This is a genomic window from Candidatus Kryptoniota bacterium (assembly GCA_036567965.1).
Taxonomy (GTDB): Bacteria; Bacteroidota; Ignavibacteria; order Kryptoniales; family JAKASW01; genus JAKASW01.
In genome coordinates this window covers 114363-138086 of the sequence record DATCTN010000026.1, presented here as the reverse complement: position 1 = coordinate 138086, position 23724 = coordinate 114363, and the positions used below count along the sequence as shown (strand labels likewise).

At 50.7% G+C, this 23724-nt stretch carries 20 protein-coding genes; 6 read left to right on the top strand and 14 right to left on the bottom strand.

Features of this window, described 5'->3' with window-relative positions:
• Positions 1-31: 31 nt before the first annotated feature.
• A complete protein-coding gene (locus VIS48_11290; GenBank protein ID HEY9166734.1) occupies positions 32-322 on the bottom strand; it encodes a Dabb family protein in 291 nt (96 codons plus the stop codon).
• Positions 315-869 carry a hypothetical protein gene (locus VIS48_11285; protein HEY9166733.1) on the bottom strand — a complete coding sequence of 185 codons (555 nt, stop codon included), beginning with the start codon at positions 867-869 and terminating at the stop codon, positions 315-317. Before VIS48_11285 ends, VIS48_11290 begins: the two co-directional genes overlap by 8 nt.
• A 183-nt stretch (positions 870-1052) precedes the next feature.
• Here VIS48_11285 and VIS48_11280 point away from each other — a divergent pair, with 183 nt between their 5' ends.
• Positions 1053-3584, top strand: a complete 2532-nt coding sequence (locus VIS48_11280; protein ID HEY9166732.1) for a glycoside hydrolase family 3 C-terminal domain-containing protein — start codon at positions 1053-1055, stop codon at positions 3582-3584.
• Between the two features lie 21 nt (positions 3585-3605).
• Here VIS48_11280 and VIS48_11275 read toward each other — a convergent pair whose 3' ends face one another.
• A complete protein-coding gene (locus tag VIS48_11275; GenBank protein HEY9166731.1) occupies positions 3606-5099 on the bottom strand; it encodes a DUF4070 domain-containing protein in 1494 nt (497 codons plus the stop codon).
• A 325-nt stretch (positions 5100-5424) separates the two neighbouring features.
• Between VIS48_11275 and VIS48_11270 the strand changes: the two genes are divergently transcribed.
• The 5 genes from VIS48_11270 to VIS48_11250 all read left to right on the top strand — a co-directional run bounded on the left by VIS48_11270 (position 5425) and on the right by VIS48_11250 (position 11972).
• The gene (locus tag VIS48_11270) at positions 5425-6306 is read left to right on the top strand and encodes a hypothetical protein (protein ID HEY9166730.1); all 882 of its coding nucleotides are present in this window, start codon (positions 5425-5427) and stop codon (positions 6304-6306) included.
• A 216-nt stretch (positions 6307-6522) separates the two neighbouring features.
• On the top strand, positions 6523-8157 hold the full coding sequence (locus VIS48_11265) for a cytochrome C (GenBank protein HEY9166729.1): 1635 nt from the start codon (positions 6523-6525) through the stop codon (positions 8155-8157).
• Positions 8158-8186: 29 nt separating this feature from the next.
• The gene (locus tag VIS48_11260) at positions 8187-9005 is read left to right on the top strand and encodes a hypothetical protein (GenBank protein ID HEY9166728.1); all 819 of its coding nucleotides are present in this window, start codon (positions 8187-8189) and stop codon (positions 9003-9005) included.
• Positions 9002-10603, top strand: a complete 1602-nt coding sequence (locus VIS48_11255) for a hypothetical protein (GenBank protein ID HEY9166727.1) — start codon at positions 9002-9004, stop codon at positions 10601-10603. The genes VIS48_11260 and VIS48_11255 overlap by 4 nt, the downstream gene beginning before the upstream one ends.
• Positions 10604-10670: 67 nt before the next feature.
• Positions 10671-11972: an NAD(P)-binding domain-containing protein gene (locus VIS48_11250; GenBank protein HEY9166726.1), complete on the top strand. Its 1302-nt coding sequence runs from the start codon at positions 10671-10673 to the stop codon at positions 11970-11972.
• Positions 11973-11983: 11 nt separating this feature from the next.
• Here the strand turns inward: VIS48_11250 and VIS48_11245 are convergent, their stop codons facing one another.
• From VIS48_11245 to VIS48_11195, 11 genes are all read right to left on the bottom strand, one after another.
• The gene (locus VIS48_11245; GenBank protein HEY9166725.1) at positions 11984-13069 is read right to left on the bottom strand and encodes a sugar kinase; all 1086 of its coding nucleotides are present in this window, start codon (positions 13067-13069) and stop codon (positions 11984-11986) included.
• A 41-nt stretch (positions 13070-13110) separates the two neighbouring features.
• A complete protein-coding gene (gene eda, locus VIS48_11240) occupies positions 13111-13770 on the bottom strand; it encodes a bifunctional 4-hydroxy-2-oxoglutarate aldolase/2-dehydro-3-deoxy-phosphogluconate aldolase (protein ID HEY9166724.1) in 660 nt (219 codons plus the stop codon).
• Between the two features lie 31 nt (positions 13771-13801).
• Entirely contained in the window at positions 13802-14563 is a 762-nt protein-coding gene (locus VIS48_11235) for an SDR family NAD(P)-dependent oxidoreductase (GenBank protein ID HEY9166723.1), read from the bottom strand.
• A gap of 38 nt (positions 14564-14601) precedes the next feature.
• Positions 14602-15435: a 5-dehydro-4-deoxy-D-glucuronate isomerase gene (gene kduI / locus VIS48_11230; protein HEY9166722.1), complete on the bottom strand. Its 834-nt coding sequence runs from the start codon at positions 15433-15435 to the stop codon at positions 14602-14604.
• A 105-nt stretch (positions 15436-15540) separates the two neighbouring features.
• Positions 15541-15882: a cupin domain-containing protein gene (locus tag VIS48_11225; GenBank protein HEY9166721.1), complete on the bottom strand. Its 342-nt coding sequence runs from the start codon at positions 15880-15882 to the stop codon at positions 15541-15543.
• A gap of 110 nt (positions 15883-15992) precedes the next feature.
• Positions 15993-17075, bottom strand: coding sequence for a sugar kinase (locus tag VIS48_11220; GenBank protein HEY9166720.1), 1083 nt, complete (start codon positions 17073-17075; stop codon positions 15993-15995).
• Between the two features lie 18 nt (positions 17076-17093).
• The gene (locus VIS48_11215; protein HEY9166719.1) at positions 17094-18242 is read right to left on the bottom strand and encodes a 4-phosphoerythronate dehydrogenase; all 1149 of its coding nucleotides are present in this window, start codon (positions 18240-18242) and stop codon (positions 17094-17096) included.
• The gene (gndA, locus tag VIS48_11210; GenBank protein ID HEY9166718.1) at positions 18243-19652 is read right to left on the bottom strand and encodes an NADP-dependent phosphogluconate dehydrogenase; all 1410 of its coding nucleotides are present in this window, start codon (positions 19650-19652) and stop codon (positions 18243-18245) included.
• A gap of 29 nt (positions 19653-19681) precedes the next feature.
• On the bottom strand, positions 19682-20953 hold the full coding sequence (locus tag VIS48_11205; GenBank protein ID HEY9166717.1) for a lactate racemase domain-containing protein: 1272 nt from the start codon (positions 20951-20953) through the stop codon (positions 19682-19684).
• Between the two features lie 4 nt (positions 20954-20957).
• Positions 20958-21809, bottom strand: coding sequence for an SDR family oxidoreductase (locus VIS48_11200; GenBank protein ID HEY9166716.1), 852 nt, complete (start codon positions 21807-21809; stop codon positions 20958-20960).
• Positions 21810-21933: 124 nt separating this feature from the next.
• Positions 21934-23499, bottom strand: coding sequence for a tagaturonate epimerase family protein (locus VIS48_11195; GenBank protein ID HEY9166715.1), 1566 nt, complete (start codon positions 23497-23499; stop codon positions 21934-21936).
• Positions 23500-23724 lie beyond the last annotated feature (225 nt).

Here is a 23724-nt window from a genome sequence, read left to right as displayed (position 1 = left end):
TCCCTCCATATGACTTGAGACCATCCGTTTGTTAAGTTTCAAAGTCCACCGATTTGATACTACCGCAGATCCGGTTGATAAGTTTCAAAACTTTCTGATGTTCGGGGTGCGCAGCGTATTTCTTCAGCGACTCCAGGTCGTCGAACGTACCGATCAGCGCGAAGTCGAACGATCGCTCTGAATGAACAACATCTTTTCCCAATTCGAAATTCTTTATCTCGGGGATGTGTGACCGAAGATTTCTCAACCCGTTTTCCATTTTCGACTTTTCTTCATCCGGCGTGCCCGGATGGAATTTGAAAAACACCACGTGCTTAATCATTCTCTTCCGCGGAGAAGGCAGCACGGACATCGGCCTCGAGGAAGAACAGCGCGGTCACCACGGCTCCGCAACAGGAAATAATTCCCAGAACGAGAACAATTCCTGAGATCGTCCCGGCCTCGTTCATCATTCCCGCTTGGTTAAAGATCCAGTTCCAGTCGTGTATCGCGCTGTCCGAAATGAGCGGGAGCCTTTTATATGGAGCGTCGCCGATGTACACGGAAACATTTACAAGATTCTGGCCGAGCCAGTATAATGTAGCGATGAGCGTGCGGTATCCGGATTTAAGGAAGACCCAGACCGCAAGAGACGGGAGGACAATCTGCATCAACGACCCGCCCATGAAGTAAATCATTCTCCCCATGAATCCGAAAAAGAAGTGTCCGCCCTCATGTATGAAAAGATCGACAGTGTCGATCACCCACAGCACGAACGGCAAATGAAATCTTCCCTGGAAGGTCTGGTAGTCTGTGGCAAGAAACCAGCTAAAGTATGCCACTATTGCGACCACGATGACGTCAAGTATAATAATTATGAATTTGTTCAAGGGATTTGTTTCTTAACATAAAAAGATAGTCAGGATTCCATCAAAATCAACATCTTTCAGGCTTGTCTCGTATATTTCAACTGGATTCTCTGAACAATGATAATTGAAGCTTGTCTAAAATACAGAATCGAAAAATCTCAGGTCAGTATCGAACTTTGAACAATATCTGTGAAAGGAAAGAGCATGAACAGATTTCTTCCGGATTCAATTGTAGTGGTCTTTGCAGCGGCTATATCTCTCTTGACGTCGGGTGCAGGACCAAGACCGCAGGGGTCTACTGTGCCAGTTTATAAAAATCCGAACCTACCGGTAGATCAACGTGTTGAAGATCTTCTGGGAAGAATGACGATGGACGAGAAGCTATCGATGCTTGGAGGTACCGGGTTCGCGACGAAGCCCAACGAACGCCTCGGAATTCCCGAACTGAAAATGTCGGATGGACCGCTCGGCGTCAGGTGGGGAAGATCAACCGCATTTCCGGCCGGCATGGCAATGGCAGCATCATGGGACACCTCACTCATCAACCGTGTCGGCAAATCCATCGGAGAAGAGCTGAGGGGAAAAGGAAGGGACGTCATACTCGGGCCGTGCGTCAATATCGCGCGGCTGCCGATCGGCGGAAGAGACTTCGAGAGCTACGGCGAGGACCCCTACCTCGCATCGAGAATGGCTGTGAGCTATATCCAGGGTGTACAGAGCGAGAAGGTCGCCGCTACCGTAAAACATTTCGCGGCGAACAATCAGGAATTCGAACGCGGATTTGTCGACGAGAAGATTGACAAGCGGACGCTGAATGAAATCTACCTCCCAGCTTTCAAAGCCGCAGTCGAAGAAGGAAAAGTTCTCGCGGTTATGTCTGCGTACAACAAGATTAACGGCCACTTCTGCAGCGAGAACGATTACATACTTAAGGACAAGCTAAAGGACGAATGGAAATTCGACGGCCTCGTCATGTCCGACTGGGGCGCGGTTCACAGCACGATCCCAACCGCCAACGGCGGTCTGGACCTGGAGATGCCGACCGGCGAGTTTCTGAATCCGGGCACTCTCGCGGATGCGGTCCACGACGGAACGGTGAAGGAAAGCACAATAAACGAAAAGGTAAGGCGGATTCTCCGGGTGATGTTCACGCTCGGTCTGTTCGATGAAAATCGGTCCGCCGATTCAACGCTCATAAATACTCCTGAACATCAAAAGGTCGCCTACCAGGCTGCAGTCGAAGGCATTGTTCTGCTCAAGAACAGGGACAATATCCTGCCGCTGAATCCCGACAAGTTGAAGTCTATCGCTGTCATCGGACCGAATGCCGCGGAGGCAAGAACGCAAGGCGGCGGCAGTGCGATGGTGACACCGGTTTATTCAGTTAGTCCGCTCGAGGCGCTAAAGAACAAACTCGGCGATAAAATCAAGATTAACTTTGCGGAGGGATCCGAACTCAACGGAGATGTCCAGCCGATCGACAGCTCGCTCCTTTATCTTCCGGACAATACCAACGTCCACGGGTTACACGCAGAATATTTCGACAATCAATCATTGAATGGAACGCCGAAGGTTACCAGAAACGACGAGCAGATTCACTTCAATTGGACCGGAAGATCTCCGGCTGAGGGAATTCCGGCGGATCATTTTTCCGTGAGATGGACCACTAAACTTAAAGTGCAGGAAGACGGATATTACCAGCTGCAAGGGATGGGCGACGACGGCATCCGGCTCTATGTTGACGGAAAAATGGTCATCGACGACTGGAGGGACCATCCGCCCATAGCGCGTTCTTATTCGCTTGAGTTGAAGAAAGACAAATACTACGATTTGAAGTTCGAGTATTACCAGGACGAAGGGGGAGCTCTTGCAATCCTGGGAATGAAGTCCTCCGGAAGAGATCCGGTCAAAGAGGCTGTTGAGGCCGCGAAAAAATCCGATGTCGCGATCCTCTTTGTCGGGACGTCCAGCCAGTATGAGTCCGAAGGATTCGACAGGGACGACATGGCACTGCCGGCAGACCAGGACGAGCTCATCAAGAAAGTCTGCGGGGCAAACAAGAATACGATCGTTGTTGTGATTTCGGGTGCACCGGTCCTTATGAATAAATGGATCGGTGACGTGCCCGCTGCCCTCGAGGCATGGTTCGGCGGTGACGAAGCGGGCAACGCGATCGCGGACGTTCTTCTGGGAAATCACAATCCATCGGGGAAACTGCCGGTGACATTTCCAATGCAATGGAAAGACTGTTCGGCATACGATTCATACAGGAAACAGGACAGCGTCTCAGTTTACAGTGACGGGATCTTCGTCGGGTACAGGCACTTCGACAAGTATAACATAAAACCGCTCTTCCCGTTCGGATACGGACTTTCTTACACGGATTTCGAATACAAGAATCTGGAAGTCGAGCCAATGGGCGGTAGTGGATCAGGAAATTATGAAGTGACTTTTGAACTCGCGAACGTCGGCAAGCGGGAAGGAGTCGAGATTGCCCAGCTCTACGTGCACGATCCGGGAACGACGACTCCTGTACCGGTCAAGGAGTTGAAGAGATTCGCCAGGGTTTCGTTAAAGGCCGGTGAGAGCACGACGGTCAGGTTCGAGGTTTTGCGCGCCGACTTCGCGCATTATGACTTGACCACCGACGCGTGGGCAACACGTCCCGGTGAATACGATATAATGATCGGGAGTTCGAGCAGGGACCTGAAGCTCAAGGGAACGATTCAGGAGTGATATTACAGGCGGGCCTGTCTGCTAGGACAGGCTCGCTATATTATCTTCGAATATTTTTCTGAAGTGAAAACCGTAAATGCAAAAGGTGATCGCAAGAGGAAATAACTTCGGACGCGTGAAGAGCGACCAGAAGAATAACCGCCAGTAATACACCCGCTCCTTCCTGAAGATTCCCAGGATCACGGCAGATTTAAAGAGTGCCTTGATGTCGTCGAAATTCACACGGAACACCTTCGCCTGGGGAGGTTTAAAGTCCTTCATGAATTTCTTCACGCGTGCGTAATACTCCGACGGCGAATAGATTTTCCCGACTATGTTCTTGTATCCTTTGATGAGTGCTTCGCGGCTCATCTTTGGTATGAAGTTCATCGAAAAATCTGTGTTGTCGCCTGAGAAATGCGATATGAGTCTTCCCTCACCCTTCATTCTCTTGTAAAGCCGGGTGCCTTTCGGCGCGTTCAGCAAACCGACCATCGCTGTGACAATTCCGGTTTCCTGTATGAACGCCACGAGTCGGTCGAAGATCGTGGATGGATCGCTGTCGAATCCCACGATGAAACCGCCCTGAACCTGCATTCCGAACTTCTGGATCTTTCTCACACTTTCGGCGAGATTCCGATTCTTGTTGGGAATTTTCTTGCATTCTTGCAGGCTCTCCTCGTTCGGCGATTCAATTCCTACGAACACGGCATTGAAACCCGCCTGTACCATCATCCGCAGCAGCACGTCATCGTCCGCAGAGTTCAGCGATACCTCGGTGTTGAAATAGAACGGGTGGTTCCTCTTCTTCTCCCACTCGATGATCTCCGGGAGCAGCTCGTGCTTCAACTTGTTTTTATTTCCGATGAAGTTATCGTCGACAAAGAAGACCGGACCCCGCCATCCGTGGTCGTATAGATTATCAAGCTCGGTGACGATCTGTTCTTTCGACTTTGTCCGGGGTACGCGTCCGTATAAAACGGTTATGTCGCAGAACTCGCAGTCATATGGACAGCCGCGCGAGTACTGCACGTTCATCGACGCATAATGTTTGAAGTTGATCAGGTCCCACAGCGGAGGAGGAGTCCGGGAAACATCAGCCCAATCCGTCGAAGTATAAATCTTTTTCGCGTCACCCGCCTGCAGATCGGTAACGAAAGAGGCAAGCGTAAGTTCGGCCTCGTTAAGAACAAAGTGGTCGACCCCTTCGAACTCGTCGTGCGAAGAAGTGAACAGAGGCCCACCGGCAACCACTTTTCTTCCCAGCTTATTGCACCTGGCAATTATAGCCTTCGATGATTCGCGCTGTACCGACATAGCGCTGATAAAAACATAATCGGCCCATAGTATGTGTTTGTCGTCCAGCGTCTCGACATTAAGATCGATCAGTTTCTTTTCCCAATTCTCAGGAAGCATCGCGGCAACAGTAAGGAGACCAAGTGGCGGGAACGCCGCTTTCTTGGAGATAAATTTCAACGCATGTCTGAAACTCCAGAATGTATCGGGGTAACCGGGGTACACAAGAAGCACTTTCATCATCTGCCCAATCTTATAATGTGTCTTCAATATAATGATTCTCTAGAACAATCTAACGGTGCCAGCGGCGACAAAACCACGAATGCCGCTTTCGGTACATACGGCCACGCAGATATTTCGGCCCCGACTTAATTGCCCCAGCCATTAAACTCTTGAATTTTTGCGGGCGTCTACTAAATTGCACTTTGTGAACGAGGCTCCAATTACTAATCCAACCACTTGAAGCAGGAACTCTTGCTGACATATCGCTCCAAATATCTCTCAGGCCGGCCGTTTACAATCTTACAATTCTCCCACAGGGGCTGCCCCGGCCTTCCCTGAATCTATGAAAAAACTTCCCCATACGATCTTCACCATCTTCCTGGTGTCGGTTGGTTTACTGACCGCCGTCTCGATTTGGATCAAGAACTATACGTACTACCTTTTGCCTCTCGACGAAAGGCCAACTCATGCATTGTATGAAGAACTTAAGCCGAGCGGATTCGAGAGTCATGGATACGGTATCATAGGGACCGCCATGATTTTCATCGGTGTCGCGATATACTCGTCGAGAAAAAGAGTGAGGCGCCTCGCTCACCTGGGCAAGATCAAAGATTATCTCGAATTTCATATCTTTATGTGCCTTGTGGGACCCATACTCGTTTTGTACCATACCACTTTTAAGTTCGGCGGCATTGCGGCTGTCGGGTTCTGGAGCATGTCGGCGGTCGTCCTGAGCGGTTTCATCGGCCGCTATTTCTACAGGCACATCCCGAAAAATATAGAGGGACAGGAACTGACTGCCAAAGATCTCGAGGAGGAGAGAAGCCGCCTCCTGCAATCGGTAAAGGAAAAACACAATCTTGACAGCTCCGTCATCGATTCGATTGAAAGTATCGGGACACATAAATTTGACGAGTCGAAAGCGGGATTGATTCGGTTGACCCTATATCTCTTCGCGGTAGATTTCTCGAGAGCGAGACGGGTCAAGATGCTTAAGAAGACTCTTCGCGAGCATTCCATCCCGGAGAATTCGGTACGCGAAATCGCTCGCGTCGCAAACGACCGCATCGTACTCAGGCAGCGGATTCTCGCTCTTGAAAAGCTCAGGCAGGTATTTCATTACTGGCATGTCATTCATCTCCCCTTCTCGATCGTCATGCTGGCGATTTTGATCGTGCATGTCGGAGTCGCGGTCGCTCTGGGATATACATGGATATGGAAGTGACCGGACAAGTCATCGCACTTGATTCTATGCAGACAGCTGGATATTTTCTTCCCACAATGAAGGGGCATCTCACAGCTTAGACCTTTTTACAGAACGGGGACGATCCCGGTCAGAGACAAAACGTTTTCCGGTTTCCAAAATAAATTCGACCATTTGAAAATAATTCTCTGTCCCTTTTAAATCGTTCTCCTGGTAAATTATTAAAATGACGCATCGATGACAGCAAAAACTGTCCTGATTTTATCAATTCTTGACATACTGGCGGGCGTTTCTTACGGGCAAATTTCTCCCGGAGAGTTGACCACCGCTCATGCCAACCTGGAGGGGATGAGCAACTGCACCCAGTGCCACACTATAGGGAAATCGCTTTCGAACGCCAGATGTCTATCGTGTCACAAGGAGATCAACGTCCGCATAAAACAAGGCGAGGGATACCATGCGACAGTCAGCCTGAAGATGTGCCAGGAATGCCATCACGAACATTTCGGCAGAAACTACCAGATCATGCCTCTGGATACCGCGACATTCAATCACTCCGCCGTAGGGTTCGCTCTTACCGGTAAACACAAGTCTACCTCATGTCGCCAATGCCACAACACCAACAACATTTCGGCAGCGGACGTGAAGCTTCTTCCTGCAACTCAACAAAAAATAACATATCTCGGATTGTCGACGTCGTGCCAGTCGTGCCATGAAGACATCCACAAGGGCCAGCTCAGTTCAAACTGTTCCTCGTGCCACACAACAGAACGCTGGAAACCCGCCGATAACTTTTCGCATGACAGGACAAATTTCGTGCTGACCGGAAAGCATAGGACCACAGGCTGCTATCAATGTCACAACCAGACTCTTGCCGACGGAAAAACGATCAAGTTCACTCACATGAGTTTTTCGTCATGCGTTTCATGTCACGCCGATCCACACAAAGGGGAGTTCAAGCAACCTTGTTCGTCGTGTCACACCACAGAAACTTTCGTGATCGTTGCAAAGGCCGAATTCGATCATTCGAAAACGCTCTTCCCTCTGCGCGGCAAGCACGCCGACTTGAAATGCTCACAGTGCCACTCGGACAATCCTATGAAGAAAAACATATCTGGTGAGCTTGGATTTCATATTACTAAATTCCAGGCGTGTTCTGACTGTCACGCCGACGCGCATGCCGGACAGTTTGCCGATCGAGACGACGGCGGGAAATGCGACGCATGCCACATCGACGCGGGCTTCAAACCTGCGGAGTTCAGCATAGACGATCATCAGAAGACGAGGTACATTCTTACCGGCGCCCACAAAGCGGTCGCCTGCAACGATTGCCATCAATCGGGAAAAGTGAATGCCCAGTCTAAACTCCAGTTCCGCTGGAAAGGAGAAATAGATTGCACAACCTGTCATTCAAATATTCACGGTGGGCAATTCGTGAATGAAATGGCTCGCGGATGTGTTACATGTCATACGACGGTGTCATGGCAATCGCTCCTGTTTTCGCATGAAAAGACGAGATTCCCTCTTCGCGGGAAGCACGCGGAGATCGCATGCTCGAAATGCCACACTCAGCCGGCAGAACCGCTTCCCGTTCAATATGTCGGACTCGATATGAAATGTTCGAGCTGTCACGCAGACGAGCATAAGGGGCAATTCATGATTGAGGGTTTCACAGATTGCGGCAGATGTCATACGGCGGAAAACTGGACGAGGACAAATTTCGACCATGACACTCAGTCATCGTTCCCATTAACCGGCAAGCACATAGGAGTCGCGTGCGAGAAATGTCATCCGACAGTTCTTATCGATGGCAAGAGGACAGCAAGATATCGTCCGATCGGCACAAAATGTATTGACTGCCATTCCGCGTGAAGCACCAGCAGACAATTGAGAGATTCAAAATGAGACCATTTATATTCGTTGTCACGACAATATTGTGGTGCTCCACCGTGCTCGCACAGGAATCTCCACATGGGAAGATCGCGATGGAGTGCACCGACTGCCACACAACCGGCAGCTGGACCGTGCTGACATCTCCGATGAAATTCGACCATTCAAATACCAGCTTCAAACTTTACGGCCAGCACCGCGCGATCTCCTGCCGGAGCTGCCACACTGACTTGAAATTTACCGGCACACCCAAGAACTGTTACTTCTGTCATCAAAAAGATTACGACGCGGCAGTGGCAGTGGACCACCGGCTTGCCGGTTTCGGCACCGATTGCACTCAATGTCACCGCATCGACGGGATCTCATGGCAATCGAGTTTCGATCACAACATTACACAGTTTCCCACCAGAGGTGCGCATGATGCGGTCCCGTGTCTTTCGTGCCATGTGGGCAACCGGTATCGTGGAACTCCGAGCGAATGCGTGGCGTGTCATCAGACGGAATACAATTCCACACAGGAGCCCAATCACTCAGCGGCAGGTTATTCGGTAATGTGCGGAACATGCCACCGTTCTCTCACATGGCAGCCAGCCGCGTTTTTCCCTCACCCTTACTTCCCGATCCACGCGGGAAACAGACACAGTCCCGGAGTATGGAACAAATGCACGGATTGTCACACAGCTGATACTCCCGCCGGGTTCCAGGCGCTCGCGTGCACGACATGCCACGAGCACACTCACGGGAGAACCGATCCACAGCACTCAAACGTTCGAGGTTACGTCTACCAGAGCAGCGCCTGTTACAACTGTCACCCGACAGGCGGCGGATGAAACAAACGATCTTCCTGCTTATATCATTGATCGGCGCTGCCTCCGCACAGACTCAACAAAAGAAGGAAGTTCATTCCCGTATTACTTACATCTCGGGGACAAATATCTACATGGGCGCGGGAAATCTCGATCACATTTCGGTGGGGGATACAGCCCGCATATTCAAGAACGGCAGCGAGCTAGGCAGCGCAATAATCACTGCAATCGCCGACAGCTCAAGCGCGGCATCGTATCACGGCGCACTTTCGAAATTCACTGTGGGGGATTCAGTAACAATTGATGTATGGTACGAATCGGCGCAGGCGATCGCGTCCGAGCAAGCAAACAACAAGAGCCGGCACGCGATGAGCAATGCTCCGCAAATCCAAAAGTCCAGTGTACCTGTCGAAAACATCTTAACAGGAAGAATAGCAGTCCAATATGAAGGCGTAATCGCTGAAGAATCAAAATTCGATCTCAATCAACCGGCACTTATGCTGCAGATGAGACTCGGCAACCTATTCGGAACCGGAACCGCGCTGTCAATTTACGACAGAGGATTCTACTCGACCCCTGATGATTATTCGCTTTACGGCAACAGGAAAGGTTTCCAGCAAAATCTTTACGACTTTTCTCTGACACGTGAAAACGAGAAGTCTCCACTCGGATTCGGATTGGGCCGGTTAACATCAAGATTTGTCGGCGGGCTGGGCACTTTCGACGGCGCGCAGATTTATTACCGAATCGACAAATTTACCGCGGGACTTCTAGGCGGCGCAGCGGCAAATATTCCCTCGTCGGTTCTGAATTTCAGCGGAACGAAGACAGCCGCATTTCTTAATTACCACACGTCTGAAGACTTTTCGCATCAATATGATGGTACAATCGCCTACGGGGTACAAACAGTCGGCGGCAAGCTCGACCGCGATTTCCTCTATCTTCAGAATATGGTTTCGCTCGGCCCGAAGACTTCGGTTTATGAATCATCCGAAATAGACCTGAGCGAGCTCTCAAACGGAGCGAGGAAGACCGCGTTCAATTTTTCTAACACCTTCCTGTCTGTCAACTATTATCCCGCTGAATGGCTGTTTGCGAACCTCGGGTACGACGCGTCGCGAGAGGTATATCTGTTTCAGACAATGAGAACTATCCCCGATTCGCTTGTCGACAGGAATATTCTCCAGGGTTTCAGAGGAAGCGTTACGGCAGATTTGTCGGGCGAATTTACGCTCTCTGCAAACGGATCATTCAGGACCGAAAAGGGATTCGCTCGAAATGAACGCACATTGGGAGGCACGATAAGAGGGCGCGATCTCCTCGAGACGGGCATGAATGCCGCACTGCAGTACACGAGTTTTGTTGGCGCTTTCACGAACGGCGGCGACTTTTCGTTCGAGCTCGACCGGACTTTCTTCTATTCACTTTCGCTGACTCTCCGATATGATTCCTACAACGTAACCGTCTCCACTGTTCAGCAGAGCTACTCGACCCAGACTCTTACCGGTTACGTCGACTATTATATTTCGCCACGCTGGTTTATATCGATTGGAGTTGACGATATAATAGACGCGACGATGAACAGCATACAAATAAATGCGGAAATTGGGATAAGCTTTTAGGATTTAGCTGTTAGCTGTTAGCTGATGGCTAATTGCTAAGAGCTAATGGCTAACTACTACTACGAACATGAACGACACTTTTATTACAACGCTCGCCACGATATTCCTGATCATTGTGACTGTAGTCCCCTACGTCCTCTACCTGAAGCGCAAAGAGGAGAAGGCGCGGAAAAAATTCCAGGAACTGAAGATCAGCGGACTCAGCGAGGCGTCGACTGTTCACCCGCACATTGATGTCACGAACTGCATCGGCTGCGGCGGATGCGTAAAGGCATGCCCGGAAGGAGACGTGCTCGGCATAATCGAAGGAAAAGCGACTCTCATCCATGGTGCGAAGTGTGTTGGTCACGGCTTGTGCGCGGATGCGTGTCCGGTGAACGCGATTACTCTGCTGATGGCGAAACCCGGCCGGAACGCCGATTTACCGGGCGTGGACGAAAATTACGAGACGAGTGTAAAAGGAATTTATATAGTCGGTGAGCTCGGCGGAATCGGATTGATAAAGAATGCGGTAACCCAGGGCAAGGCAGCGGTCGAGCATATCGTGGCACAGGAGCGAGCGAGAAATGCCGAGTACGACATCGTGATCGTAGGTGCCGGGCCGGCCGGACTCGCCTCGGGACTGAGCGCGCAGGAGAAGAATTTTAGATACATCATACTTGAGCAAAGCGACATCGGCGGATCGATACTCCATTATCCTCGCGCAAAAGTAGTAATGACCGCGCCGGTGGAATTGCCGATCTGGGGAAAATTGAAACTGACCGAAGTGAAAAAGGAAAAGCTCCTGGAGGTCTGGCAGCAAATAATCTCGACGTGTTCGTTAAATGTGAAAGTCAATGAAAAAGTACTCGACATAACGAAAGCAGATGGGATATTCACAGTCACAACTTCAGATTTGACCTTAACCGCAGGGCACGTGATACTCGCACTCGGTAGGCGAGGAACGCCGAGGAAACTTGGAGTGCCGGGCGAGGAATTATCGAAAGTCATGTACAGATTGATAGACACATCGACATACAATAACAATTCGATCCTGATCGTGGGCGGAGGAGACTCGGCGATAGAGGCCGCTGTTGGATTGAGTCTCCAGAAGAACAACACGATCACGCTCTCTTACCGGAAGGGGGAATTCACTCGAATCAAAGAGCGGAACCGGGATCAGATTGGCGAGATGATATCGAAGAAGAAAGCAAACGTGATTTTCAATTCTGAAGTGAAAGAGATTCGCGAAGAGAGTGTCGTCATCGCGACGCCCGAAGGCGATCGGGAAATCAGGAACGAATTCGTGTTCATATTCGCGGGCGGGGAGCTTCCGTTTGAGCTCTTGAAGAAAATCGGGATTACAACTCAGATGCAGGAAGTGAGCTAAGAGAAAGGCTCCTATCTTTTTATTCTCGCGCTCCCGCCCTTCATAACGTGCTTCACTTCGTCCATCGTCACCATACTCGTGTCGCCGCGAGTGCTTTGGAGAAGTGCACCGTGTGCCGCGCCCATTTCCACGCACTCCTGCGGAGTAAGTCCTGTCAGAAAGCCGTATACAAGACCGCTGCAGAACCCGTCCCCGCCGCCGACACGGTCCTCGATCTCAAGATGCTCGTACCGCCGCGACTCGTAGAAATTTCCGTCGTAGTACATTATAGCGGACCAATTGTTCGCGAGGCCGCTCACCACTTCACGCAGCGTCGTGCCCACAAGCTGTATGTGAGGATAATCCGCGACGACGTTCTTCACCATCGCCTTATATCCTTCGACGGGAAGCTTCTTCAGATTCTCGTCTGTGCCTTCGACTTTGAATCCGAGCACCTTCTGAAAATCCTCTTCATTCCCGATCAGGACATCTATGAACTTGATCAGCTTCTTCGTCACTTCGATGGCTCGGGCGCTCGACCAGAGGTTGCTCCTGAAATTCAAATCGTAACTGACAACTGCACCCGATTCGTGGGCGGCTTTCATCGCCTCAAGCGCGACTTCAGCACAACTGTCGCTGAGCGCGGGAAATATTCCGCCCGTATGGAACCAGCGTACTTTCCGTTTGGAGAATATTCGCTTCCAGTCGACTTCGCCCGGCTTCATGTGAGCGACGGCAGTATTGCCGCGATCGTACATCGTCACGCTCGCGCGGACACCGATGCCAACTTCAGTGAAGTTTAGTCCGATCCTGTCCTGTCTCCCCGAACCATCATACGGCACCCAGATTACTTCGCTGATGTCCATTCCGCTTGCGCGTGCGTGATTGCGTATGAAATTCCCGAGCGGATTGTTCACGAGTCGCGATACCCAGCCGGTCTTCAATCCGTACCTCGACAGCGCGTAAGCGACATTATACTCGCCGCCGCCAGCATAAGCTTCGAACACTGCTGTCAATTCGATCCGCTGATGTCCCGGTGGACTCAGCCTGATCATGCATTCTCCGAGTGACATCAAGTCGAACTCGCAGTCTGAAGCGGATTTGATTTTCAATCCCATTTATTTTCTCCGTCGCGTTCTGTAAATCAAATTAGAAATAATCATGATTTCTTCACGGACGACCTGAACTGAGCGATACTGCTCATGAGCGTCCTAGCATTTTCGGTGAGTTGTCCATAGTCTTCCCCGTCGATCGCTTTCTTGTCGAGGAGTGCCGAGCCGACTCCGACCGCGCACGCGCCCGCTTTCAGCCATTCGCCCGCGTTCTTCAAAGTCACTCCGCCGGTCGGCATCAACTTCAAGTGGGGCATCGGCGCAAGAATTCCTTTGAAGAATGCCATTCCGACAACGTCCGCAGGAAAAACCTTCACGATATCCGCACCAGCTTCAAAGGCGGTTTGTATTTCTGTTGGCGAGAATGCGCCCGGCAATGCGGGAACATCGTTCTTGTGAGCGATCTCCACGATCTCCTTTTTGAATATCGGACTCACGACATAATTCGCCCCCGCGTTTATCGCGTCCTGAGCGGTTTGAGGATCAAGTACCGAGCCAACGCCAATGTTCATCTCTCGACCAATCGTCTTGCTTGCCTGTTCGATTATTTTGATCGCGCCCGGGACAGTCATCGTAATCTCGATCCCGTTTATGCCGCCCTTGTGGATTGCCTCCGCCACTTTGATAAGTTTCGCAGGGTCACTCATTCTTATAACCGCCACCGCACCGTTCTCAATTATCCTCCGAACTACGTCAGCTCGAGACATTATCTTCCTCTGATTTCACTTATAGAAAAATTCATCTCCCCATCCAGCCGCCGTCAACTGTCACGACACTTCCGTTCAGGTAGTTCGAAGCATCAGAACAGAGAAACACGACAGTTCCCATCAAGTCTTCCGGCGTTCCCCATCTTCCCTGCGGGATCCTGTCCTGAATCGCCTTGTTCCTTTCCGGATCGGCACGAAGCGCCGCGGTGTTGTCCGTCGCGATATATCCCGGCGCGATCGCATTGACATTAACTCCCTTCGACGCCCATTCATTCGAGAATGCCATGGTCAGTTGCCTCACTCCCCCCTTCGAGGCAGAGTATCCGGGCACGAGGATTCCTCCCTGGAACGCCAGGAGAGACGCGATGAAAACGATCTTTCCACTTCCCCTTTTTGCCATTTCTTTACCGATCTCCCTTGTCAGTATGAACTGTGCGGAGAGATTTACTTCGATGACCCTGTCCCAGTAGTCGTCGGGATGTTCCGAAATCGGTTTTCTCATAATCGTCCCGGCATTATTCACCAGGATGTCGATCGTGGGAAAATCCGACTTCACTTTCTTAACGAAGCTGTAAAGAGATTTTCGCTTCGAGAAATCTGAGACGTACGATTTGAATTTACGGCCGCGGCTCTTGATTTCCTTTTCAACCGCGGCAAAATCTTTCTGGTTTGAAACGCTTACGATGTCGGCGCCGGCTTCGGCGAGTGCGATCGCGTACGCCATCCCGATTCCCTGGTTCGATCCGGTGACGATCGCGACTTTGTTATCCAATCTGAACTTATCGAGTATCATAAATCCGCTCCCTGATTTTCCTGGAATTCATTCGCACATTATTTCATTGACGCCATGTCGACGCCATCCATGTCTTCGAATTCCTGGTTCTCTCCTCCCATTGCCCAGATGAATGAATAATTCTGAGTTGCCACACCAGTGTGTATTGACCAGCTTGGTGAGACCACGGCCTGATTATTTCGCACAACGATGTGCCTCGTTTCCGACGGCTCGCCCATCATGTGAAACACGGCGGAATTCTCTTTGAGATTGAAATAGAAATATATCTCGGTCCTTCTCTGGTGAGTGTGTGGTGGCATCGTGTTCCACACACTTCCCGGCTCCAGCTCGGTGAGTCCCATGACGAGCTGAGAGCTCTTAACGCCTTTCGTGTGAATGTACCTGTTCAATGTCCGGACATTCGCCTCGTTTGCAGTCCCGAGTTTTGCAGAGTACACTTCTCCGAACTTCATAAGTGTGGTCGGGTACGCGGCGTGCGCGGGATAACTCACGAAATAAAAGATCGCGGGGTTGGAACCACTGTCACTTGAGAGAACGATTTCCTTCGTGCCCTTTCCGATATAGGCAGCGTCCTTATGCCTCACACTGAGGATGTTGCCGTCAGTCTTTATCTTTCCGCTGCCGCCCACGTTAAATATCCCGATCTCTCTTCGTTCTGTGAAATAATCTGCCGCCATTTCCTTCTTGCTGCTTTCAATTGAAAGCGACTTTTTCGTAGGCAGGGCGCCTCCGACTATCGCTCGATCCATGTCGAAATAGATCATGTTTATTTTTCCAGCGGTGAAGAGATTGTCCGCGAGGAAGGCACTCCTCAACTCGCTTGTGGTCATCGTCCTGTAAGCGACGTTGCCTGGTGAATACCTTAGTTCCATTTCACAGCCTCCTTGTCTGAATTGCGGGTTTGCGCTGGACTGACGACGTTCGTGAGGCGATGGATAAACGCCTCGCCGTATATTTCAATAGATCCGCGGCCGCAATTAAAGAAAATCGTATCTTGCCGGTGTGAATACATCCACGAGCTCGCCTGCTTCGAGCGCGATGACACCGTGTGGGACGTCCGGCGCGACTATAAAACTGTCGCCCTTTGACAGCACCCGTTTCTGGTCACCGACTCGCACTTCAAACTTTCCCGACTCGACGAATGTGATTTGCCTGTGCGGGTGAGTGTGAATTGTGCCGACGGCGCCCTTGATGAATTCAACGTGTACCATCATAATCTGGGAATCGTAGCTCAGGATTTTTCTTTTCATCCCCTCGCCCGCATTTTTCCAGCTGATTCCAGCCGATTCCACAAAAGAGTGAGACGATTCAGGTTTCAACTCGACCTCCTTAATTCGTCAGATGCACGCTCGGCCCGTACGATCAATCGGATTGTACGCCGTCTAAATTTCAATTTTCAGAAGTGCTTCCGTTCTGGAACGCCGCGTCTTCATCTCTGGATGCGAGCAGATCCGCCCTTGGCGAATGACCGGACTTGCTCGAGTGTCGCCATGGTGGTATCGCCCGGAAAAGTAGTCAGGAGCGCGCCGTGCGCCCAGCCGAGTTTGACTGATTCTTCGGGCGATTCACCGGTCAGGAGCCCGTAGAAGAACCCGCTCGCGAAGCCGTCACCACCGCCGACGCGATCGAATACGTCCAGATCGCACGTGGGAGATGAATAAGTTTTACCGTCGACCCAGGCGACTGCGCCCCAGCCGTGGCGATTCGTGGAGTGCACTTCGCGAAGAGTCGTAGCGACGACTTTCACATTCGGATGCTTGGCGACGACTTTATCGATCATACCGAAGAAGGCGGTCGGGTCGAGCTTCGATTTCGACGCCACTTCAGGTCCCGGAACACCCAGACCTTTTTGCAAATCTTCTTCGTTCCCGACGAGGACATCCACATTCTGTACGATGCGCGCGACAATCTCCACCGCTTTCTGCTGACCGCCCCAGATATTCCACAACTTTTCGCGGAAGTTGAGATCGAAGCTCACGACCGCGCCGGCTTTTTTCGCGGCTTTCATTCCCTCAACGATCAATTCACCGGTCGTCGGCGAGAGCGCGGCAAATATCCCGCCGCTATGGAACCATCTCACCCCGCCCGAAAAAATCTTCTCCCAGTCGAAGTCGCCCGGCTTCAGAAGCGCGCCCGCCTCGTTTGCACGATTGTAAAATACAACAGGCGCTCTCACTCCTTGTCCGCGGTCGCTGTAGACAGTCGCATGGTTCGGTCCGTTCACACCGTTATGTTTGAAATATTTGTAGAACGGCTTCACTCCCATTGCCTTCACACGTTCCGCGATGAGCTCACCGATTGGATATTCCACGAGCGCGGTCGCGATACCGGTGTTCATTCGGAAACAATCCGAGAGATTCGCTGCGACATTGTACTCGCCGCCGCTTACATGTATTTGACATTCTGTCGCTTTCCTGAAAGGTATGATTCCCGGATCGAGGCGGTGCACCAAAGCCCCTAGTGACACAAGATCGAGCGCACCTTCTTTCCGAATATTCAACCCGCTGCTCATTGCTTGCTCCTTTTGAATTTATACGTTTAGTTTGAAACCGAGAGACGAAAGAACACGCGAAAGGCCTGCATGCTCGCGGGGAAGATGGACCGTAGTGTTCGAGAACTCGCGGCGTACCCGGTAGCCACTTCGCAATTTCCTGAAATATCCGGCGCGATCCTTTTCGGGCATGCCGACTAGCTGTTGGAGATGAGTGTTGTCGTATGTTATGTCGTAAACTTCCGATACAACCAGATCAAGGATTTCTTCCGGCTGAGCCTCATCGGGCGACACCTTCACATCAGGAACGGGCGGCGGTCCGATCAGATCGTGCGGGTCCCATTCAGACTTAATCTTAAAATGTTCACACACTGCTTTCCTGACAGCAGTCACGGCGTTCACTTTTCCTTCCGTGGAATAACCGGCGATGTGCGGCGTGGAAAGCGAGACCATATAGAGCAATTCGCAATCGATTAGAGGTTCATGTTCCCAAACATCGATCACGGAACCCGACACATTTCCGTCACGGATCGCCTTCTTGAGAGCTGTTGTGTCTACCACAGCCCCGCGCGAAGTGTTGATGAAGACCGAATCCTTTTTCATCTTGGCAAACTGTTCACTTCCGATCAGATGAAAAGTCGGGTGCGATCCCTCCTTCGTGAGCGGCACATGAAGAGTGACGATATCGCACTTCAGCGCATCATCAAGACCGACGAAATGTTTGTCGCCAGTCCGCTCCGCGAGCGGAGGATCGTTTTGAACCACATGGAGTCCGAGCGCTTCCGCTGCCTTTACCACCTTGCTCCCTACATTTCCAACTCCCACGACTCCGATGGTCCTCCCCTTGAGATTGTATTTCTCCCGTGCCGCAAGGTGAAGGAGTGCTGCGGCGACATATTCCTTCACCGAGTTCGAGTTCGAGCCCGGCGCGCTGGCGAATCCGATCCCTCTTGATTGGAGGTAATCGAGATCGATGTGATCGGTACCGATCGTTGCTGTGCCGACGAACTTGACGCAGGATCCGTCGAGAAGAGCTGCGTTGACTTTTGTCTCGGACCTGACTACCAGGACATCGGCATCACGAACGGTGTCTTTGGTAAAATCTCCGGTCTCGAGGGCGGTCACATCCCCCAGTCCTTCGAAAGCCTGTTGAACGAGAGGAATATTACGATCGACTATAAACTTCATTCACTCTTCCCACTTCGTGTGGAAAATTCCCTCTTTGTCGATTCTCCTGTACGTGTGGGCGCCGAAGAAATCGCGCTGGCCCTGAAGGAGGTTCGCTGGAAGCCTTTCGCGCCTGTAAGCATCGTAGTACGACAGTGACGCACTCATCGCAAGCACCGGTATTCCAGCTCCGCTCGCGATCTGAACGGTGCGCCTCCACGGCGCCTGGAGTTTGTTTAGAGTTCCGCTGAAGTAGTCGTCCGTCATCATGTTTTGGAGTGACGGGTTCCTGCGATAAGCCTGCCTGATTTCCTCAAGAATCTTCGCACGGATTATGCACCCGCCTCTCCAGATCGCGGCGATCTGGTCGACCTTCAAATCATACTTGTATTCCGCCGACGCGGCCTGCATCAATGCCATCCCCTGCGAATAGCTGGCAATTATGGAAGCGTGAAGAGCGTCGCGTACTTCATTTATCATCGACTCTTCCTTTTCAGCAGGGTGCGCGTCCGGTCCGCGGAGTATGCGCGAGGCCTTCACTCTTTGGTCTTTGAAACTCGAGAGCATTCGTGACTCAACGGCGGCATTGATGGTCGGGATCGGAGTGCCGAGATCAAAAGCATTCTGAGAAGTCCATTTCCCGGTTCCTTTCTGCTCGGCAGTATCCAAAATGAAATCGACAAGGGGTTTATGGGTGACATCATCGATCTTGTTTAGAACTTTACTCGTAATCTCGAATAGATATGAATTCAATTCGGTTTGGTTCCACTTATCGAATATCTTCGCGATTTCAGGAGCCGGGAGTCCGTAACCGGTCTTGAGTATATCGTAAGTCTCGCAAATGAGCTGCATGATGGCGTATTCGATTCCATTGTGGACCATCTTCACGTAGTGGCCGGCGCCTCGCGGACCGATGTAAGTGCAGCATGGTTCACCGTTGACGTGTGCAGCGATCTTCGTGAGCACCGGAGAAATTATGTCGTATGCTTCCTTTGCACCGCCGGGCATGAGACTCGGTCCTTTCAGCGCGCCTTCCTCGCCGCCCGACACTCCCGAACCGACGAAAAATATTCCGTGCTTCTCTAAATCCGCCGCGCGGCGTTCCGTGTCCAGAAAGAATGAGTTACCGCCGTCTATAATGATGTCGCCTTTGCCCAACTGCGGTCGTAACCCATCGATTACATCATCCACCGGCTTGCCCGCGTTTACGAGGAGGACGATTCGCCGGGGACGCTCAAGCTGCTGCAAAAATGATTCTATACTGGTTGCGCCGATGATCCTTTTGCCGGACGCTTTTCCTTTTGTGAACTCATTGACTTTATCGAGAGCGCGGTCGTATACCGCGACTGAAAATCCGTTTCTTTCGATATTCAGAGCGAGATTTTGACCCATCACGCCAACACCGATGAGTCCGAAGTTCATTTTATCCATTTTAACTCCTGGTTCGATTCAACTAGATTTCAAGAGAAGCGGCCCCTGTATGCCCATAGACCGAGTGCGGGATTGGAGATGTAATATATTTCGTCGCCGCCGGGAAGTGTATTGAAGCCGTCCTTCATCGTGGAAGGGTCATATTTCTTTAACATCTTTCCGAGGTCGGCATACCTGAAACCCACACCTTCCATTTCAGTTCTGGAAATATCTCCGGGACAATACGTAATTGAAAATCTCCCTTCGGAGGATCCGTGGATGAGGTGAGCAGCTGCGCTGAGGCTCTCCTGCAAGTCACGATTCTTCTTCACAAGCTCGAGCACCTTCGGAGTGCCTACGTAGCCGTACTTTCTAATGAGCGCGTCAATACCCGAATCCTCGCCGAATCGTTTCAGCCCGGGGGCAAGAACAATCAGCTCTCCACCGTCCGCGAGCGCCATCCTGGTACGGTAAACCGATTTATTCCCAAGCCATGTCGTTTTGAATTCAGACGGATCGAGGTACACGACAGCTTTCTTCAGCGGCTGTTCCAGCATAGTGAAATTCACTTTAAGCGACAACGATGCGGCAAGGTTGAAACACTCTACATCGTCACCTATGTACAGCCCTCTTATCGCGAGTGAACCGTCGGTGTCTCTCCCAACCACCGTAAGGATATATATGATCGGAAGTCCATCCGCGAAATGATCGGAGCCGTAATTGAGGACGCGTTTTACGGGAGTATCCGCGCGACCCATCATCCTTTCCATCCCGAATGCCGCGCCCAGGAAGTGGCTCTTGTTTATCGCTTCAGATCCGCCGGTACCTATGAAAATATTTTTATTGTGACCCGCCATCCCGATAACTTCATGAGGCACCACCTGACCGATTGAAAGTATAAGATCGAATTTCCCTTCTACCAGAAGCTTATCGACCTGGATGGGAATGGAATAGTCAACTGCACCACCTGAGACTTGCTGGACAAATTCGCACGGGACCTCGCCCAAAGTTGAAAAACCTTTTCTCCAGTCGTGAATCCTGAAAAGACTCTTCGGCGTTTTGCCGAACATCGTCTCGATTTCTTTCTCAGTCATTGGTGAATGAGTACCGATTGCCGGGAGAATATCGGTCAGATTGGATTTATAATATTCCCAAGCGATTTCTGTAATGATTCCTGACTGTGAATGAAACCTCGTGATGTCGGGCGGAACGGCGACTACCTTGTTTCGCTTGCCGATCTTTTCAAAGGCGTCATGAAGCCCCGACCGTAATTCTTCACCAGAAATCTTGTCGTCGACCGATCCCCTGCTGTAGTAGATCATTCAGCTAGACTCCGGAGTACACGTTAAACCCGCCGTCTATAGGGATGACGACACCGGTCACGAATTTTGAAAGGTCGGACACGAGATAGAGTACCGCGCCTTGAAGGTCTTCAGGCTCCCCGAACTTTCCCATGGGTGTCGCGGCGAGGATCTTGTTTCCTCGTGCCGTCAGTTTTCCCGTCTTCTCGTCAGTCAAGAGGAATCTATTCTGATTTGTAAGGAAAAACCCCGGGGCGATCGCGTTCACTCGAATATTAACTTTCGCCAGGTGAACGGCGAGCCATTCCGTGAAATTATTGATAGATGCTTTAGCTGCTGAGTATGCCGGGATCTTCGTTAACGGTCGGAACGAATTCATCGATGACACATTTAAGACGGTACCGCCGCCTTTCTCAACCATATCCTTTGTCAAAACCATTGTCGGAAGTAATGTCCCGATAAAATTTAGGTCGAAGACTTTTCTGAAGCCTTCTATACTTAAACCGTAAAAAGTGTCTTGAAGTTTATCAAGATTATCCTTGTCAACAAATTCCGCCAGCGTAGTCGCCTGAGGCGAGTTGCCGCCGGCGCAGTTTACAAGGATGTCCAGTTTTCCGAATTTCTTGCCGATAAGTTCTTTAGCACGGACAAGAGAATCCTTGTCGAGAACATTTGCCTCGACGCCAATCGCTTCCGTTCCCGTTTCATCCACGAGGGTCTTCGCCGTTTTGTCCGCGAGATCTTTCACGAGATCCAGCACGGCTACTTTCACGCCGACGGACGCCAGACACTTCACTATGGAAGTACCGATCACGCCTGCGCCGCCGGTTATCGCGCACGACCTTCCTCTCAAATGTTCAAATGAATAATTGTTCATTTCTCAGTCCTATAGATTCAAAGAAATTTCCGAAAGGTTTACCGGTAACTTTAAGAATAAAATAATAAGAAAACCGGAAATTTCGATACGAGAAAAACGGAGGGCGTTCATTTCTAATCAGGGTTCAGGCCAGGTTCCTGAACGGCTCCAGATGTTTCCTGAAATGATCGAAAAGAATTCGATAATGCAATTCTTCGTTTTCGATCAGGCATTTGTAGATCCGATCTCTGAAAAGGAAATTCCCTTCTTTATTTTTCTCCGTAAGCACCCTGCCGTAAGTGACGTGAAGTATTTGCCTGACATCGTTCGAGTTGAAAAGTCCTGCCAGCTCGTCATCTCGATACTCTTTGCCGCGCTTCAGTTTTTTGACATCTGCCGAAACGTGGTAGCTTTTCTTCTCGTCAGCGTACAATCCGACGGAAAAGTCGAGGATTTCTCTGAAGAGTGAATAGTTTTTGTTCGCGACGACTTTGAGCGCCTCGAGGTAGCTGGTGCCGGCAGTTTTTATATGGATGAGGCCGACGTTCAGCTTCCCTATCTCTTTATACGCACTTAGCTTATCACTCCCGGAGTGCAGACTAATCTTGTAGTCCCCAAAATGGACAGAGATGTTTGCGTGCTTTTCATATTCCCTTCTGAACAGCCCGAGATCCCCCTTATAATCGATTCCTTTCTCAAAGTCACCGATAAAGCGAGGGGCAAGGCTAACAAAAATGACTCCGAGCCGCTTCAATTCCGTCACGATAAAGAAATGCTCGAATGGCGATGTGATCGTGTCGGTTTCGTCAATCGAGACTTCGACTTCGTATTTGATATCCGAGTAATTCTTCTTCAGATGGGAATACAAATTCCTGATATGAACGAGTGCGGCGCAATATTTCAGTGCAGCCCGAAAAATTTCTTCGCCGGCAGGCGCAATCGAAAAACCGTCAGAGATCTTGAAAGTTTTTTTCTCGTAACGCGACAGAAGCACCTGGACGTTATCCTGCAAGTCCTTCCACGGAAGCAGCGCTACTTTCCTTTTCACTTCGTCCAGACTCAGCTCTTCGACTCCATTCACTACGAAGTCGCTTGGATCGAAGGTGAATGTACGGAATCCTGCCTTGATCAACCTGTCGATGTCATCAGTCCGCTTAAGATGGTCTGCATCAGCACCGAACCCATCTTTGTATCCTTCCTGGAAGACGGCCCACACGGCAGCGTCCATCACATCTTCTGGAGTTCGATTTGTTCTGGTCAATTCTCTGATCGACTGCTGTGCCAGGATAGGTTTAAACCTGTATCCTTTCAGCGCACGGAGATGTCCGGCGTTCGCGAGACCCAGCCTGTCGCCAAAGCCGAAAGAGTTTGTCAGTCCGACAGCTGTCGCGCGTGTAAACGGAAAGAGCTCCTGAAGTCTGAGCGCGTTGGAATGAGTCATTCCACACCTCATGATCCTCAGCTTGTCTCCGCTGCCGGAAGACTCTACAATTTCTCCCTCGAATTTCCTGAACAGAGGACTCACTTCGCCCACAGAAATGAGATAGAGCGATTTCACAAATCCTTCGCGTCCGATAAGGAACGTGCAACCGTCCGATTCATTTAAGGAATCGCGATATATCCTGATCTTAAAATCGTTGCTCAAATCCAGAAGGAGTTGACCTCCTTTCTTGTCTTCAACAATCTTGCGGTTCAAAATTCCGACATCCATTCTTCCTCCATCTTAGCGATCCGTGTTTCGTCGGTCGATCAAATCATCCTTAAATTCAGAAATGGGATTCACAATTCGGTTGCAGTATTGAATAAATATAAACAGACGCTCGATGGGATTAAAGAGAATCGAGTAGAGAGAATAAAATTATGTTGGAAGTAACTTTACGGCTGGCGGACCGCAGAGCTCAGCGTAAAATGCAAAGCGGAGGTGCTGGCTCCTCCG

Coding starts and splice junctions, on each gene's coding strand:
- VIS48_11255 (HEY9166727.1), top strand. CDS start 9,002: ATGAAACAAACGATCTTCCTGCTTATATCATTGATCGGCGCTGCCTCC.
- VIS48_11195 (HEY9166715.1), bottom strand. CDS start 23,499: ATGGATGTCGGAATTTTGAACCGCAAGATTGTTGAAGACAAGAAAGGA.
- kduI (HEY9166722.1), bottom strand. CDS start 15,435: ATGGAACTAAGGTATTCACCAGGCAACGTCGCTTACAGGACGATGACC.
- VIS48_11245 (HEY9166725.1), bottom strand. CDS start 13,069: ATGGGATTGAAAATCAAATCCGCTTCAGACTGCGAGTTCGACTTGATG.
- VIS48_11250 (HEY9166726.1), top strand. CDS start 10,671: ATGAACGACACTTTTATTACAACGCTCGCCACGATATTCCTGATCATT.
- VIS48_11265 (HEY9166729.1), top strand. CDS start 6,523: ATGACAGCAAAAACTGTCCTGATTTTATCAATTCTTGACATACTGGCG.
- VIS48_11220 (HEY9166720.1), bottom strand. CDS start 17,075: ATGAGCAGCGGGTTGAATATTCGGAAAGAAGGTGCGCTCGATCTTGTG.
- gndA (HEY9166718.1), bottom strand. CDS start 19,652: ATGGATAAAATGAACTTCGGACTCATCGGTGTTGGCGTGATGGGTCAA.
- eda (HEY9166724.1), bottom strand. CDS start 13,770: ATGTCTCGAGCTGACGTAGTTCGGAGGATAATTGAGAACGGTGCGGTG.
- VIS48_11205 (HEY9166717.1), bottom strand. CDS start 20,953: ATGATCTACTACAGCAGGGGATCGGTCGACGACAAGATTTCTGGTGAA.
- VIS48_11215 (HEY9166719.1), bottom strand. CDS start 18,242: ATGAAGTTTATAGTCGATCGTAATATTCCTCTCGTTCAACAGGCTTTC.
- VIS48_11275 (HEY9166731.1), bottom strand. CDS start 5,099: ATGAAAGTGCTTCTTGTGTACCCCGGTTACCCCGATACATTCTGGAGT.
- VIS48_11270 (HEY9166730.1), top strand. CDS start 5,425: ATGAAAAAACTTCCCCATACGATCTTCACCATCTTCCTGGTGTCGGTT.
- VIS48_11235 (HEY9166723.1), bottom strand. CDS start 14,563: ATGATACTCGATAAGTTCAGATTGGATAACAAAGTCGCGATCGTCACC.
- VIS48_11200 (HEY9166716.1), bottom strand. CDS start 21,809: ATGAACAATTATTCATTTGAACATTTGAGAGGAAGGTCGTGCGCGATA.
- VIS48_11260 (HEY9166728.1), top strand. CDS start 8,187: ATGAGACCATTTATATTCGTTGTCACGACAATATTGTGGTGCTCCACC.
- VIS48_11280 (HEY9166732.1), top strand. CDS start 1,053: ATGAACAGATTTCTTCCGGATTCAATTGTAGTGGTCTTTGCAGCGGCT.
- VIS48_11290 (HEY9166734.1), bottom strand. CDS start 322: ATGATTAAGCACGTGGTGTTTTTCAAATTCCATCCGGGCACGCCGGAT.